12 protein-coding genes are annotated in these 14,345 nt (G+C 67.4%); 5 read left to right on the plus strand and 7 right to left on the minus strand.

The features are described from left to right. Positions 1–25 precede the first annotated feature (25 nt). Positions 26–2,014, plus strand: a complete 1,989-nt coding sequence (locus tag RIC54_RS18935; RefSeq protein WP_350096511.1) for a TRAP transporter permease — start codon at positions 26–28, stop codon at positions 2,012–2,014. An 18-nt stretch (positions 2,015–2,032) separates the two neighbouring features. Here the strand turns inward: RIC54_RS18935 and RIC54_RS18940 are convergent, their stop codons facing one another. Then, a complete protein-coding gene (locus tag RIC54_RS18940; protein WP_350096513.1) occupies positions 2,033–2,386 on the minus strand; it encodes a nuclear transport factor 2 family protein in 354 nt (117 codons plus the stop codon). Positions 2,387–2,713: 327 nt separating this feature from the next. Next, positions 2,714–3,874, minus strand: coding sequence for an acyl-CoA dehydrogenase family protein (locus RIC54_RS18945; RefSeq protein ID WP_350096515.1), 1,161 nt, complete (start codon positions 3,872–3,874; stop codon positions 2,714–2,716). A 175-nt stretch (positions 3,875–4,049) separates the two neighbouring features. On the opposite strand from RIC54_RS18945, the gene ggt reads away from it, so the two are divergent. Beyond that, positions 4,050–5,633 carry a gamma-glutamyltransferase gene (gene ggt, locus RIC54_RS18950; RefSeq protein WP_350096517.1) on the plus strand — a complete coding sequence of 528 codons (1,584 nt, stop codon included), beginning with the start codon at positions 4,050–4,052 and terminating at the stop codon, positions 5,631–5,633. A 13-nt stretch (positions 5,634–5,646) separates the two neighbouring features. Beyond that, on the plus strand, positions 5,647–6,609 hold the full coding sequence (locus RIC54_RS18955) for a Gfo/Idh/MocA family protein (protein ID WP_350151316.1): 963 nt from the start codon (positions 5,647–5,649) through the stop codon (positions 6,607–6,609). Positions 6,610–6,887: 278 nt separating this feature from the next. Here the strand turns inward: RIC54_RS18955 and RIC54_RS18960 are convergent, their stop codons facing one another. The 5 genes from RIC54_RS18960 to RIC54_RS18980 form a co-directional block, all read right to left on the minus strand. After that, entirely contained in the window at positions 6,888–7,481 is a 594-nt protein-coding gene (locus RIC54_RS18960; protein WP_350096521.1) for a histidine phosphatase family protein, read from the minus strand. Then, positions 7,478–8,497, minus strand: a complete 1,020-nt coding sequence (locus RIC54_RS18965; RefSeq protein ID WP_350096523.1) for an NAD(P)H-dependent flavin oxidoreductase — start codon at positions 8,495–8,497, stop codon at positions 7,478–7,480. The genes RIC54_RS18960 and RIC54_RS18965 overlap by 4 nt, the downstream gene beginning before the upstream one ends. Next, positions 8,494–10,635 carry an acetate--CoA ligase family protein gene (locus RIC54_RS18970; RefSeq protein WP_350096525.1) on the minus strand — a complete coding sequence of 714 codons (2,142 nt, stop codon included), beginning with the start codon at positions 10,633–10,635 and terminating at the stop codon, positions 8,494–8,496. Before RIC54_RS18970 ends, RIC54_RS18965 begins: the two co-directional genes overlap by 4 nt. Positions 10,636–10,638: 3 nt before the next feature. After that, positions 10,639–11,688 carry a cyclase family protein gene (locus tag RIC54_RS18975; RefSeq protein WP_350096527.1) on the minus strand — a complete coding sequence of 350 codons (1,050 nt, stop codon included), beginning with the start codon at positions 11,686–11,688 and terminating at the stop codon, positions 10,639–10,641. A gap of 104 nt (positions 11,689–11,792) precedes the next feature. Then, positions 11,793–12,335: a PAS domain-containing protein gene (locus RIC54_RS18980; RefSeq protein WP_350096529.1), complete on the minus strand. Its 543-nt coding sequence runs from the start codon at positions 12,333–12,335 to the stop codon at positions 11,793–11,795. Positions 12,336–12,568: 233 nt separating this feature from the next. Here RIC54_RS18980 and RIC54_RS18985 point away from each other — a divergent pair, with 233 nt between their 5' ends. Together RIC54_RS18985 and RIC54_RS18990 are read left to right on the plus strand one after the other, a co-directional pair. After that, the gene (locus RIC54_RS18985) at positions 12,569–13,456 is read left to right on the plus strand and encodes a DMT family transporter (RefSeq protein ID WP_350096531.1); all 888 of its coding nucleotides are present in this window, start codon (positions 12,569–12,571) and stop codon (positions 13,454–13,456) included. Continuing rightward, positions 13,453–14,340 carry a DMT family transporter gene (locus RIC54_RS18990; protein WP_350096533.1) on the plus strand — a complete coding sequence of 296 codons (888 nt, stop codon included), beginning with the start codon at positions 13,453–13,455 and terminating at the stop codon, positions 14,338–14,340. The genes RIC54_RS18985 and RIC54_RS18990 overlap by 4 nt, the downstream gene beginning before the upstream one ends. Positions 14,341–14,345: the final 5 nt, after the last annotated feature.

Raw genomic sequence — 14,345 nt, forward strand, 5'->3', positions numbered from 1 at the left:
ACCGACGACAACCGGGAGGCCGGGCATGAACGCGCCCGTTCAGAATCCCCAGGTCGTGGCAGCGGTGGCGGAAATTCTCCGCCACCGCGTTCTGCCGCGCCCCTGGCGCGCTGTCGTACTGGCAATGGTCGTGATCGCGATCGGGTTGTCGGTCTACCAGTTGTTCAATCTCGGTTCGTCGATCGGCTGGGTGATTCTTGATCTCAGCTACCTCGACCTGCTGGTGGCGTTCCTGCTGCCGGTGGTCTTTCTGGTCTTCCCGATGCGGCCGGCCGACAAGGAACTGCCAAGTCCGCCGATCTACGATATCGTTTTGTTCGGTGTCGCGTTCGTGCTCGGCTGCTACCTCGCCTGGAACGCCGTTCCGGCGGTCGAGGGCGGCTGGGAGTACTTCGCGCCGACTCACGCGCGGCTCTCCAGCTTCGTGCTCTGGGCGCTGATGATCGAGGCGGTGCGGCGCACCGCCGGGCTGGCGCTCACCATCATCGTCCTGATCTTCTCGTTCTACCCGCCGGTCGCCGAGTACATGCCCGGCCCCCTGCAAGGCGCGCAGCAGCCGATGTGGGAAATCGGCCAGTACTATGCGTTCTCCGCCGAGGCGGTGTTCGGCATCCCGATGCGGGCGTTCGGCAAGCTGGTGATCGGCTTCGTGATCTTCGGCATAGCCCTGCAGCACACCGGAGCCGGACGGTTCTTCATCGACCTTGCCTTCGCCATGCTCGGCCATGTCCGAGGCGGCGGCGCCAAGGTCGCAATCTTCTCCAGCGGGCTGCTTGGCTCGATGAGCGGATCGGTGATCACCAACGTGCTGACCACCGGCACGCTAACCATCCCGGCGATGCGTCGCACAGGGTTCAGCAAGGACACCGCCGCCGCGGTCGAAGCCTGCGCGTCGACCGGCGGGGTGCTGATGCCCCCGGTGATGGGCGCCACCGCCTTCGTGATGGCTTCGTTCCTTGAAGTGCCCTACGTGGACATCGCGGTCGCCGCGATCATCCCGTCGGTGATGTACTATCTCGGTCTGTTCATGCAGATCGACGCCTACGCCGCGCACAACGGTCTGAAGGGCCTGCCACGCGAGGAACTGCCGCGCCTCCTCGACGTCCTGAAGGCAGGCTGGCACTACATCTTCTCGCTGGTCCTGCTAGTGTGGATGCTGCTCTACCTGAAGCAGGAAGCGATTGCCCCGTTCTATGCGACGGTCGTGCTGCTTGCGACCAACCAGGTGTTCGGCAAGCGGCTGACGTTCGCCGACATCAAGCATTTCCTCTACGAAACGGCCAAGATCCTGGCTGAACTGGTGGCGATCCTCGGCGCGATCGGCCTGATCGTCGGTGCCTTGTCCGCCACCGGTTTGACCGGCTCGCTGGCAACCGACCTGATCCTGCTGGCCGGCGGCTCAGTCTACGGCTTGCTGCTGATGGGGGCGGCGACCAGCTTCGTGCTGGGCATGGGCATGACGGTGACAGCCGCATACGTATTCCTGGCGATCGTGCTGGCGCCGTCGCTGGTCACCTCGGGGCTCGACCCGATGGCGGTGCACCTGTTCATCCTGTACTGGGGAATGCTGTCCTACATCACCCCGCCGGTGGCGCTCGGCGCCTTTGCGGCGGCGACCATCTCCGGCTCGGACCCCATGCGCACGGGCTTCACCGCGATGCGCCTCGGCTCCATCATCTACTTCATTCCGTTCTTCTTCGTGATGGAGCCTGCGCTCATCCTGCAGGGGACGCCGGGCGATATCCTGGTGGTGCTGTCCAGTGCCGTGGTCGGCGTCGCCCTGATTGCCGGCGCGACCCAAGGGTATCTGGTCGGCATCGGTCGCATGGGGACCGGCATGTTTGGACGGGCGTCCCGCTTGATGGTGTTCGTCGGCGGCCTGTTGTTTGCGTTCCCGGGCAGCGACGACCTCGGCATCGGGCACTGGGAGGGCGTTGCTGCTGGTGCCGTGATTGCGGCACTCGGCCTGCTGTTGGTGCGCTTCGGCCGGCCGGCGGAGGGGGTGGCGCGCTGAGCGCGCCTCCGCCAGCCTCTATTCCTTCGCCTGCACCGCAGCCGCAAAGGTGTGCGTGACGATCTTGCCGTCCCGGATGACCAGGGTATCGGTACCGAGATGGAACTTCATGGTGCTGGATTCGGCCTGCCACATCAGGAACACGGTCTCGCCGCGCTTGTCCTGCCGGATGCTGGTGAACGAGGTTCCTGCAGGCAGCATCATCGTGACCAGACCGTTCAGGAACGTGCGGATCTGCTCGCGGCCTTCGAACACACCGTCCGGTGAGAACAGGATCGACTGATCGGTGTAGTCTTCCAGAAGGCCCTCGACGTTGCTGCTGGCAAGGCAGGACATGTGGTGGCCCAGGACTTCTTCGACCGTTTTGCTCATTCCAGTTCCTTCCGCGTGACGCTCCGATGCGCCGCACCTCATGCCTCAACCGGCCCGCCGGCGTCGAGTGCTAAATGACCGGCGCAGCCGGCTGACGCGTAGCCAATCTGCAACGCCGATGCGCCGCCTTGCGTGAACCTGCGGTCCCGCGGGCATCGGTTCTCGAACCCGGGATACCGGGTAAAAGATACCACCCGTCGTGTGCTGCATCGCTTGGAACGGCAAATATGCTCTTTTCGGCGCGCACCGGCAGACGCACGGCGTTTCCCGCCGGTGTTGCCCGGATACACAACCGGAGCGCAAGACGTTGCAGGTCAGCCACACCCGTCAGTGCGCGTCCGTCCAGGCTTTGACCATGTTGCGGGCGATGACGATCTGCTGGATCTGCGACGTGCCTTCATAGATCCGGAACAGCCGGACGTCGCGGTAGAACCGTTCGACCGCGTAATCAGCCATATATCCGGCACCGCCATGGATCTGCACCGCCCGGTCGGCGACCCGGCCGACCATCTCGGAGGCGTAGTACTTGCAACAGGCGGCCTCCATCGGCGCCTTGCCCTCGGCGGTATAGAGTGCCGCCGCGTCCAGCGTCATCGACCGGGCGGCGTACATCTCGGTCTGGCTGTCGGCCAGCATCGCCTGAACCAGTTGGAAATCGGCGAGGCGCGAGCCGAACTGCTGCCGCTCGGTTGCGTAGCGCAGCGACTCCTCGATCAGGCGCTGCGCGATCCCGACGCACACCGCCGACAGATGGATGCGACCGCGGTCGAGCACCTTCATCGCGGTCTTGAAGCCCCGACCCTCCACACCGCCGATGACCGCGTCCGCCGGCACCCGGACGTCCTCGAAAATGACGTCGGCCACGTGCGTGCCTTGCTGTCCCATCTTACGGTAGGGCTGGCCGTAGGAAATGCCGGGCGTCCTGGCGTCGACCAGGAAAGCTGAAATGCCTGAAGAGCCGGGGGCGTCCGTGTCACTGCGCGCCATCACGGTCAGCACTCCCGCGCGCCGCGAGTTGGTGATGAACCGCTTGGTGCCGTTCAGGATCCAGCCATTGCCGTCCTTGCGGGCTGAAGTTCGGATCGACGCGGCATCCGATCCGGCTTCCGGCTCGGTCAGGCAGAACGAACCGACCAACTCCCCGCTCGCCAGTCGCGGCAGGTAGCTTTTCTTCTGCTCCTCAGTGCCGTCGATGACGATACCCTGGCTGCCAATCCCGACATTGGTGCCGATCAGCGAGCGGAACGCCGGCGAGGTACGGCCGAGTTCCATCATCAGCCGCGCCTCTTCGACCATCGACAGGCCGAGCCCGCCATAGGCTTCAGGGATGGACACGCCGTACAACCCCATCTCGGCCATCTCCGCGGGTACGGCATCGGGTATGGCGTCGTCCCGGGATACCTGTTCTTCGAGCGGAATCAGGCGTTCGTCGACGTACCGGCGCACGCTGTCGAGCAACTGGTTCAGGGTCTCGGGGTCGAGCGCCATAATACGTGCCTCCTGTGAAATGCTCTTTCAACACGGGCGGACTATACCCAGGCCGATCGCCGATCGTCCACGCGCGGGCTGCCGATCCGGAACGGGTGCCGTCGCATCGCCCGCCTTGCCGGGCGTCACCGGGGGAGCTATCACCCATTCGACACCCCTCGGAGGAACCGACTCCATGCGCGATCTGCACCGCCCCGGCCGCTCGCCGGTCTATGCCCCGAACGCCGCCATCGCCACGTCGCACCCATTGGCGACCCAGGCCGGGATCGACGTGCTGAAATCCGGCGGCACCGCTGTCGATGCCGCCGTCGCCGCCTGCGCGGTTCTGTGCGTGGTCGAACCGGCGATGACCGGCATCGGCGGCGACTGCTTCGCGCTGATTGCGCCGAAGGGCTCGGGCGACATTGTGGCGCTGAACGGTTCCGGTCGCGCGCCGGCGGCCGCCGAGCTCGGCTGGTACCTGGAGCGCGGCATCAAGGAAATCGGGATGACCGCCGACCCCCACGCGGTCACCGTCCCGGGCGCCATCGCCGCCTGGACGGTTCTCCTGGAACGCTTCGGCAAGAAGGGTTTTGCCGAGTTGCTGGCGCCGGCGATCCGTTTTGCCGAGGAAGGCTTCCCGGTGGCGTCGCGGGTCGGGGCCGACTGGATCGACGACACCCCCCGGCTGCAGCAGCACGCGGTCAGCCGCGAGTTCATGCTGGTGAACGGCAAGGCGCCGGCGATCGGCACCCGCCACAGCAACCCCAGGCTGGGCGCCACTTTCCGGCGGATCGCCGAGAAGGGCCGTGACGGCTTCTACACCGGCCCGGTGGCCGACGACATCGTCAAGGAACTGCGCTCGCTCGGCGGACTGCACACCCTGGAAGACTTCGCCAAGGCCGAGGCCGAGTGGGTCGATCCGATCAAGACCACCTTCCGTGGCCACGACGTCTATGAGTGCCCGCCGAACGGCCAGGGCATCTGTGCCCTTATGATCATGAACATCCTGTCCGGCTACGACATCGCCGGGCTGTCCGATGTTCAGCGCATCCACCTGCTGGCCGAGGCCACCAAGCTCGCCTATGCCCAGCGCGACCGCTACGTCTCCGATCCGCGGCAAGTCGATGTACCCGTCGACTGGCTGCTGTCGGAGGAGCACGCCAAGGGCCTGCGCGCGATGATCGACCCCCAGCGCGCCGGGGCGTTCCGGCCAAGCGACTTCCCGGTCCACAAGGACACCATCTACTTGTCCTGCGTCGACGCCGACGGCACGGCCATCAGCTTCATCAACTCGCTGTTCTCCGGGTTCGGTAGCGCGATCATGGCTCCGGAGTCCGGCGTCATGCTGCAGAATCGCGGCCGCTCATTCTGCCTGCAGGAAGGCCACGCCAACGCCATCGCCCCCAACAAGCGGCCGATGCACACCATCATCCCCGGCATGGTGGTAAAGGACGGCAAGGCCGTGGCGCCGTTCGGTGTGATGGGCGGCCAGTATCAGTCGACCGGACACACCGGCTTCCTCAGCAACATCCTCGACCTCGGCATGGACGTGCAGGAATCGATGGACGCGCCACGCAGCTTTGCGCTCGGCGGCAAGCTGCAGGTCGAGAACACCTTCGCGCCGGAGATCTACGCGGCGCTTGAGGCCAAGGGCCATATCCTGGAGCACATGGGCAAGCCGCTGGGCGGCAGCCAGGCGGTCTGGATCGACCGGGCCAATGGCTGCCTGGTCGCCGGCTCCGACCCCCGCAAGGACGGCTGCGCGCTCGGCTACTGAGGAAACACCGCACATGACCCACAAGACCGCGATCATCGGCCTCGGCATCATGGGCCGCCGGCTGCTGGAAAACCTGCTGGTGCATCCGGCGTTCGAGCCGGTGGCACTGTGGGATCCGTCGGCCGGCTCGTGCGACAAGGCCCGCGCGGTGGCGCCGGGCGTCCCGGTCGTCGACAGCGCGGAAGCGGCCATAGCCGCCGCTGACGTGCTGTACCTCGCCTGCCCGCCGGTACCTCGCAAGGCATATGCGCTGGCGGCCGCCGGCGCCGGCAAGGCGGTGTTCCTGGAGAAGCCGCTCGGTGTTGACATTCCCGAGAGCCGGGACCTCGTGCAGCGCCTCGCGGCGGCCGGAACGCCGGCGGCGGTGAACTTCACGCAGGCGTCGTCTCGCGGCTTCGAGGTGCTGCGCAGCGCCATCGATGGCGGCGAGGCCGGCGACGTGCTGGGCATCGACATCGTCGTCACCTACCCCGCCTGGCCGCGCGCCTGGCAGGTCGACGCCGACTGGCTGCGCTTCAAGGCGGAAGGCGGCTATACCCGCGAGGTAATCTCGCACTTCCCGTTCCTGTCGGAGCGGTTCCTTGGCCCGCTGACCCTCAGATGGGCCCACCCCAGCTATCCGGCCGATCCGGCGCTATGCGAGACCCAGGTGCTGGCCCGGTTGGAGACCACCGACGGCCGCCCGGTCAGCGTGCTCGGTTCGGTCGGCGGCGCCCAGCCCGACCGCCAGGAGGTCACCGTCAAGGCCAGCAAGACCGGCTTCCGGTTTACCGAGTTCTACCAGCTCTGGAAATCGACCGGCGGCGAGTGGAGCGCGGCCTACGACTTTCCAACCGACCCGCGCAGGGACTCCCTGCAGCGCCAACTCGGCGAGTTGGACAAATGCGTGCGCGGCGAGCCGCACCGACTGGCGACGCCGGAGGAAGCCTTGCGGGTGCAGGTGCTGATCGAAGGCATGCTGGCCGGCCAAAGCTAACCGGGAACACCCATACCGACTTCGGGATTGGAACTGCCCCGAGAGGCCCGTATTCACGCTCGCCTCGGCATCGTCGGATGTCGCCTCGGCGAACCCCGAGGCGGTCGGCTCGGGGATGCGGATCACCTTCGCCGTTGCCACGGCTTTGATCCTGTTCGCCGCCGTGATCTCGATCGGCAGCCGGCGTCTCAAGACACGCCGTACGGCCGTTCAGCGCCCTGGCCCGCATAGCGATCCGGCATCATGAAGCCGTCACTCCTGCATGACACCAAAGCACGTTACCCGTCGATCGGCCGCCACGCGTGCAGCACGGCGCGGGAGTCGGCGTCGAACGCAAAGAAGTTGCCGCCGCCGCTGCCCGGTTGGTCGAACCGCCGGCTGATCGCCTCTCCCAGCAATTGGGCCAGCAGGAGCGCGCCGACCGCTCCGTGCGAGACCACGGCGATACCCCCCTTCCCCGGCGCCTCGGCGATCACCGCGTCGATGGCGCCGACGATGCGCGCCTGTTCGTCGACAGCACGTCCCCAGCCGCGGATTGATCGCTCCGGCTCGGCGAAGAACCGGTCGGCCAGCCCTTCGAACTCGGCGGGCGGCAGGTAGCCGGTGGCCGAGCGATCGTTCTCACCGAGATCGGCCCGCACCCTCACCGGCAGGCCGATGGCGGCGGAGAGGATTTCGGCACCGTCCAACGCCTTGCGCTCGGCACTGCTGTACAGGGCGCTCAGGGCCGGCACCCAGGGACACACGCAGGCCTTTACCATGCGCATCCGGCCAAGCGGCGACAACGGCCATTCAGTAATCGTCACCCCCGGGTCGATGACGACGTTCGGGTGCGTGATGAAATAGACAATACGGGCCGGTGGCGCGCTCACTCGGCCGCGGCGGACTCCGCGTCCGCTGCCATCAGGCCGCCGAGCCGGCCGCTTGCCGCCACCGCCTCGTCGACCAGCCGGTCCATGATCGCCTCGACCGGCTCGATCTTGTCGGCGAACACGCAGGCCTGCCCCATCGACAGAATGCCCTTTTCGGGATCCCCGACGGTGTAGGCCTCCTTCTGCAATGTCCCCATCACATAAGGACGGTACGCGTCGAACGCGGTCACCCCCTGCTTCTCCAGGTCGGCGATCGCGCGGGTCGTGGCGTTGTCGATGCCGCGGAACGTGTTGCGCAGTGACGCCAGGACCAAGGCAGTGTCGGTCTCCTGTGCATCGACCACCCGCTGCTTGATCAGATCGTGCGACCAGATCTCGGTCGCCACCAGGAAGCGGGTGCCGAGCAGCACCGCGTCGGCGCCCATCGCCAGGGCGGCGGCAATCTGCGAGCCGGTGCCGATGCCCCCGCCGACCAGCACCGGAACCTCCAGACGCTGTACGGCAAGCGGGATCTGCACGATGCTGCCGATCAGGTTCAGCCCAGGATGGCCGCCGCATTCCGCGCCAACCACCGCCACCGCGTCGATCGGCAGCTTGGACACCGCCGAGATCGCGTGCTTGACCGTCGCCACCTTGTGGAACACCACGCCGCCGGCGTCCTTGATCCGCTCGACGAACTCGGTCGGCGGCAGGCCGGCGGTCTCGAAGTGCCGCACGCCTTTGTCCAGCGCCACCTCAAGCTGGGCCGGCAGATCCTTGTTCTGTTCCGGACGGTTCGACATGTACAGGTTCACGCCGAACGGCTTGCCGCCGGTCAGCGTCGCCGCCTTGTCGAGTTCGGCCTCGAACCGACCCTCCTCCGGGAAGGTCTTGGCCGTGATGAAGCCCATGCCGCCGGCGTTGACGACCGCCGCCACGTAGTTGGCATCGGCCAGCCACATCAGGCCACCGGCCACGATCGGATGGCGGATGCCGAACAGTTCGGTGATGCGGGTCTTGAAGCGTTGCGGCCTCATGCCACCTCCTCGATCGCCACAGGCACCATGCCCGCCGGCACCACCAGCGCGTCAAGCGCTACCACCCCGTTACCGGCTTCGAGCACCCGCACCGGGTTCAGATCGACGCTGACCAAACGTTCGGCCTCGGCCGCCGCGAACACCGACACCCGCGCCAGCAGATCGGCAAGCGCCTCGACATCGGCCGGCGGGGCTCCACGCACACCGGCGAAGATCCTAGCGCCCTTCAACTCGGCAATCATCCGCCGCGCTTCGGCGACGCCGAAAGGTGCCAACCGGAACGACACGTCCTCGAGCACCTCGACCAGCACACCGCCGAGGCCGACCATCACCACCGGGCCGAAGGTCGGATCGTTCTGCACGCCGACCACCGCCTCGACCCCGGCCGGCGCCATGGCGGCCACGATCACGCCGTCGATCGCCGCGTCCGGCCGCAGCAGCGGCACCCGCTCGGTCAGCGAGGCGTAGGCGGCACGCACCGCTTCGTCGCCCTGCACGCCGACGATGACGCCGCCGACCTCGGTCTTGTGCTGGATATCGGGCGAGGCAATCTTCAGCACCACCTTGCCACCCAGTTCCGCCGCCGCCGCGGCCGCCTGGTCCGGGCTGGTGACCAGCCGGCGGGCGACAAACGGCACGCCCCAGGCTTCCAGCAGGTCGGTGGCATGGTGTTCGGCCAGCGCGTCGGTGCCAACCGACGGCGCGCCGGCCGGTGCCACCGGCGGTGCCGGTTCCGCCGGGCGGGCGAAGAACCGGCCGAAGCCGGTCAGCGCCGCCGCCGCCGCAACCGCGCGGGTCGGGTCCTCGTATACCGGGAAGCCGCCATCCTCGTACTGGCGGACGATGTCGCCCGTCGCCACCAGCGACAGGATGATCGAGCGTTCCCGGAACCGCTCGCGGATCTCGGCCAGGATCTTGATCAGCGGTCCGGCGATGGTCCGGCTGCCGGCAACCACGGTGAAGAAGGCCACCACCACGTCATAGCGGCCCTGATCCAGCATCATCCGCAAATTGGTGCCGACTAGCGACAGGTCGTTGAATGCCTGGGCGGTGACGTCGACCGGGTTCCGTACCGCCGCGTAGGGCAGCAGGTCCTGGAGCGTGCGCTGCGCATCCTTCGGCATCTCGGCGACGTCCATGCCGAGATCCTCGGCGGAGTCAGCCATCTGCACGCCGACTCCGCCCGAGATCGTCATCAGGCCCAGCCGGTTGCCGGCCGGGAACCGGCCGTGGGCCGCGGCGTAGCAGGCGTCCAGCAACTGGTCGGTGGACGACACCCGCAGCACGCCGTACTGGGCGAACAGCCCGTCATAGACCCGGTCGGACCCGGCGAGCGCCGCCGTATGCGACGCCGCGGCCGCGGCACCGATCGCCGAGCGGCCGACCTTCATGAAGATCACCGGCTTGCCCGCCGCCGCCGCTGCCGCCAGAGCGGCGCGCAGGGCATCACCGTCGCGGATTCCCTCAGCGTAGGCGGCGATCACCTTGGTGTGCTCGTCGCGCACCAGGTAGCCGATGGCATCGGCCAGATCGACATCGGCCTCGTTGCCGGTGGTGATCAGGATGCCGGTCTGCACCCCGCGGGTCCGCATCAGCGCGAAGGCATGGCTGCCATAGGCGCCCGACTGGCTGGCGATGGCGACCGGGCCCGGCTTCGGCAACTCCTGCTCGACCGATGACGAGAACGTCGCGATCCAGCCATTGTGGGCGTTGAACACGCCGAGGCAGTTCGGCCCCAGCACCCGGACCCCTCCAGCCCGCGCGATCGCCCGGACCCGGTCCTGGGCAGCCTTGCCCTCCTCGCCCATCTCGGCGAAGCCGGAGGAGAACACCACTGCCGCCTTGGCGCCCTTGGCAGCCAGTGCCTCAAGGGTATCCGGCACGGCCGCCGCCGGCACCGCGACGATGCAGGCGTCGGGGGCGCCCGGCAGCGCATCGACCGAAGCGAAGGCCTGCAGGCCCTGCACGGTTTCACGCTTCGGGTTGACCGGCCAGATCGGCCCCTGGAACCCGGACTTCAGCATGTAGCCGAGCGGCCGGCCGCCGATCCGCGTCGGGTCGTCCGACGCCCCGATGATGGCGATCGATCGCGGGCTGATCAGCGGACGCAGGGTCTCTACGTCGGGGCGGTCCGTCATGCTCTATACCGTCGCGATTCCGTTGGCGGGGGAGCCGACAACACCGGGCAGGTGCAGCGGCGGGGCGGTCAGCAGGAAGCGGAACCGGTTGTGGGCGTGCAGCCACTCGGCCAGTTCCGTCAGGTACCAGAGTTCGCCCAGATGAACGCCGAGCTTGAACAGGCACAGTTCGTGAAGCGGCATCATCGCGCGTTTCGGTCCATTGCGGCGGTCGCGACCGGGGATGTGCTCGACCGCATAGTTGTCAGCGATCAGCACCGACAACCCGCTGCCGCGGATCCATTCCTGCAGGTCCGGGTCGCCACCGTCCAGGGCTGGAAAGCCACCCTGCAGGACCTCGGGGTCGGGGTCGCCGGCCTTCTCCGTCACCATCTTGCCGAACCCGGTGTGGAGGCAGACCATGTCACCTTCCTCCACCGTGATGCCGTCGGCCTTCATGATCCGGTCGAGGATCGCGAAATCGACCACCGTGCGCTCGTCGCCCAAATGGCGATGCAGGTCGATCATCACGCCGCGGCCCTGGACCCCAGCGCGGGCCATGTTCTCGATGCCGAGCGCCTTGGCGTGAACGCCCTCGAACCGCATCAGCGGATCGGCAGCGTCGTTGCGCGGCCCGGCGGCGACCAGATGCTCCAACCCGGTCCAGCCGTTGTAGTAGACGATCTCCGGAATCCCGTCGCCGTTGGCGTCGAACATCGAGCCCACATGGGCGAAGCTGTCCCACTGGGAGGAGTACTGCAGGCACAGCAGCACCGCGTCGTCGGACACCACGTCGGTCAGTTCGGGGTTCTCGTCGCCGAGCGGGAAGTTGTAGTTCGACAGCCCGCCCCGTTCGGTCGCGAACCGGCGCGGCGGAAACCGCCGTGGATTGAGGTTGCGGCCACCCGGCAGGTCGAGCGGCAGCGACAGGCAAAACCGCCGACCCTCACGCACTTCCTTGGCAGCGAGCACCACCCGCTCCGGCGTCAGCAGGTTCAATCGCCCGCGCTGGTCGTCCGGTCCGAAATCACCCCAGTTCGAGCCGTCCGGCCGGTTTGTCCACCGTGCCGCCATGGCCGTCCTCCCGTGCAGGATTGCGCCACCTTGCCCGGCGGTCGCCTTGCGGAATCGCGGGAGCGATTGTTGCGGCCCGTGTCCCCGCGCGCAAGGGGTGCCCGTCAGACTTCGGCGCAGGGAATCTGGATGATGTCGGCCGGGACCAGCGGCGTGCGAGTACGGTTCGCGCCGGAGATCGTGTACAGGCTGATGCCCAGGACATGGTCAATCGTGTCGTCGTCCGACGCCAGCGGCAGCAGCAGGCGCTCGGCCACCTGGGTCTCCATCTCCGACAGACGCTCGGTCGCCGAGCCGTAGTGCAGCAACGGGACGGTCAACAGCTGCGTCCATCGTCCCATCATGACCGGATGATCCGCCGGCCCGACGATCTCGCGCAGTGTCATGCCCTTGATGCTGCGGCCCCAGGCGGTGTTGATCTCTTCACCCGCGAGCTTGCAGACAAAATCACCGAGATCCGGGTCGAATCGGTAGATCCAGACGTGCCTGAGCAGTGCCGGTATCTCCAATGGCTCGAAATCCGTGCGCAACGGAACCAGACTCTTGCGGCGCGCCGATCTCCAAGCATGGAAGAACTCGAAAATCCGCGGATCCGCCCCCACCAGGCGCGAGTCCACGGTGGACTTTGGCGGCGTCGCGTCGGTCATCGTCCCCCCTGCTCGAACCGCAAGCTCATGGCCCGGAAACGCCCGTTTCCCGAACTCTACCGTGATCACGAAACGACAGCCATGGCGAATGCCTCACGATGCCGGAATGACGGCTGGACAGGTTGATCCGCGCCCTCGTCCGCGCATCGTGAAAAACACCATCGCGTTCGGCGTGTCGGCTACTCCCGCCCAGCGCATCGTGGTATGAGCCGGCGCCCGTCTGGAGATCCCGCATGACCGCCGCTGCCACCCTCGCGGGACCGAACCGCGGGATCGTCCTGATCCTGCTGGCCCACATCGCGTTCACCACCATGGACGCCACCAACAAGACCTTGTCGGCGACCTATCCGGTCACTCAGATCATCTGGGCGTTCTACATCGGCTTTGCTGCCGCTGCGCTGACCTGGGCCGCCTTCGGAGGCGGCGTACGCGGCGCGCTGCGCACCCGGCGCCCGGCATTGCAGCTGGCGCGCGCCGCCCTGCTGCCGCTGAACATGGCGGCCGTGGTACTGGCGCTCAGCCTGATGTCGATGGCCGAGGTGATCGCCGTCGGCATCTCCTACCCGCTGATGATCACGGTACTGTCGGCGCTGGTGCTGAAGGAGGACGTCGGACCGCGGCGCTGGGCAGCCGTGGTGGTCGGGTTTCTCGGCGTGCTGCTGATCGTGCGGCCGGGCCTGGCGGTCTTCAATCCCGCCAGCCTGATCATCCTGGGCGCCGCCGCCCTGTTCGCGGTCTACCAGATCATGACCAAGATCCTCGGTCGGACCGACCGGTCGATCACCCTGACCCTGTACACGGCCCTGGTTGGCGCGGTGCTGACCAGCTTCTTCGCGCCGTTGGACTGGCATGCGCCGGACGCCGCTGGCTGGGCGCTGCTGGCCCTGACGGCAGTCGCCGGCACCGTCGGCCATTCGCTGGTCATCCAGGCTCTGGAGTCGACGCCGGCCAGCGTGCTGCAGCCGTTCAACTATGTGCAACTGGTATGGACCACGCTGGTGGGGTTCGTCGTGTTCGGCGACCTGCCCGACGCCATGACCGTGCTGGGCGCCAGCATCGTGGTGGCAAGCGGCCTGTACGTCTGGTGGCGCGAGCGGGTACGGGCGGGTGCCGTTCGATGAGCACCGCTGCTTCCGATACCGCGGCCCCCAGCCGCGGGATCATTCTGATCCTGATCGCCAATCTCGGCTTCGCCGGGATGGACGCGGTGTCGAAGACCCTGGTCGTCGACTATCCAGTCGCGCAGATCCTGTGGGTGCGCTACGCGTTCTTCGCGGCGTTCGCAACTGCGCTGTCGCTGCGCTCGGGCGGTCCGTTGGCCGGGCTTCGCTCGCAGCGCCCGGCGCTCAACGTGCTGCGGGCAGTCATCCTGCTGGCCGAGATCGCCTGCTTCGTGGTCGCCTTCCGCTACCTGCCGCTGGCCGAGACCCACTCGATCGCGGCGGTGTACCCGCTGATCATCACCGCCCTGTCCGCCGTGGTGCTGGGCGAGTTCGTCGGCCCGCGGCGCTGGGCGGCGGTGGCGGTCGGATTTGTCGGAGTGGTGGTGATCCTGCGGCCCGGCCTCGGGGTGTTCAATCCGGCGGCCCTTATCCCGCTGGCCGGCGCGGCGCTGTTCGCGGTCTACCAGATCATGACCAAGGTGGTGGCCCGCCGGGACAGCATGGTGACGATCCTGCTGTACACCGGCTGGATCGGTTTCGCGCTCACCAGCCTGACCGGCCCGTTCTACTGGACGCCGCCGGACCTGAAAGGCTGGATCCTGCTGCCGATTGCCGGGTTCATGGGCGTGGTCGGCCACCTGCTACTGATCAAGGCGCTGGAACTGGCGCCGGCCAGCGTGCTGCAGCCGTTCAACTACACCCTGCTGGTGTGGGCGACCGCGGTCGGGTTCCTGGTGTTCGGCGACCTGCCCGATACCGTGACGGTGCTGGGTGCCGGCATCGTGGTCGCCAGCGGCCTGTACACCTGGTGGCGGGAACGGGTGCGGGCCAAACGTCGTTGACGCGC

The sequence above is a fragment of the Thalassobaculum sp. genome (assembly GCF_040219215.1).
Taxonomy (GTDB): domain Bacteria; phylum Pseudomonadota; class Alphaproteobacteria; order Thalassobaculales; family Thalassobaculaceae; genus Thalassobaculum_A.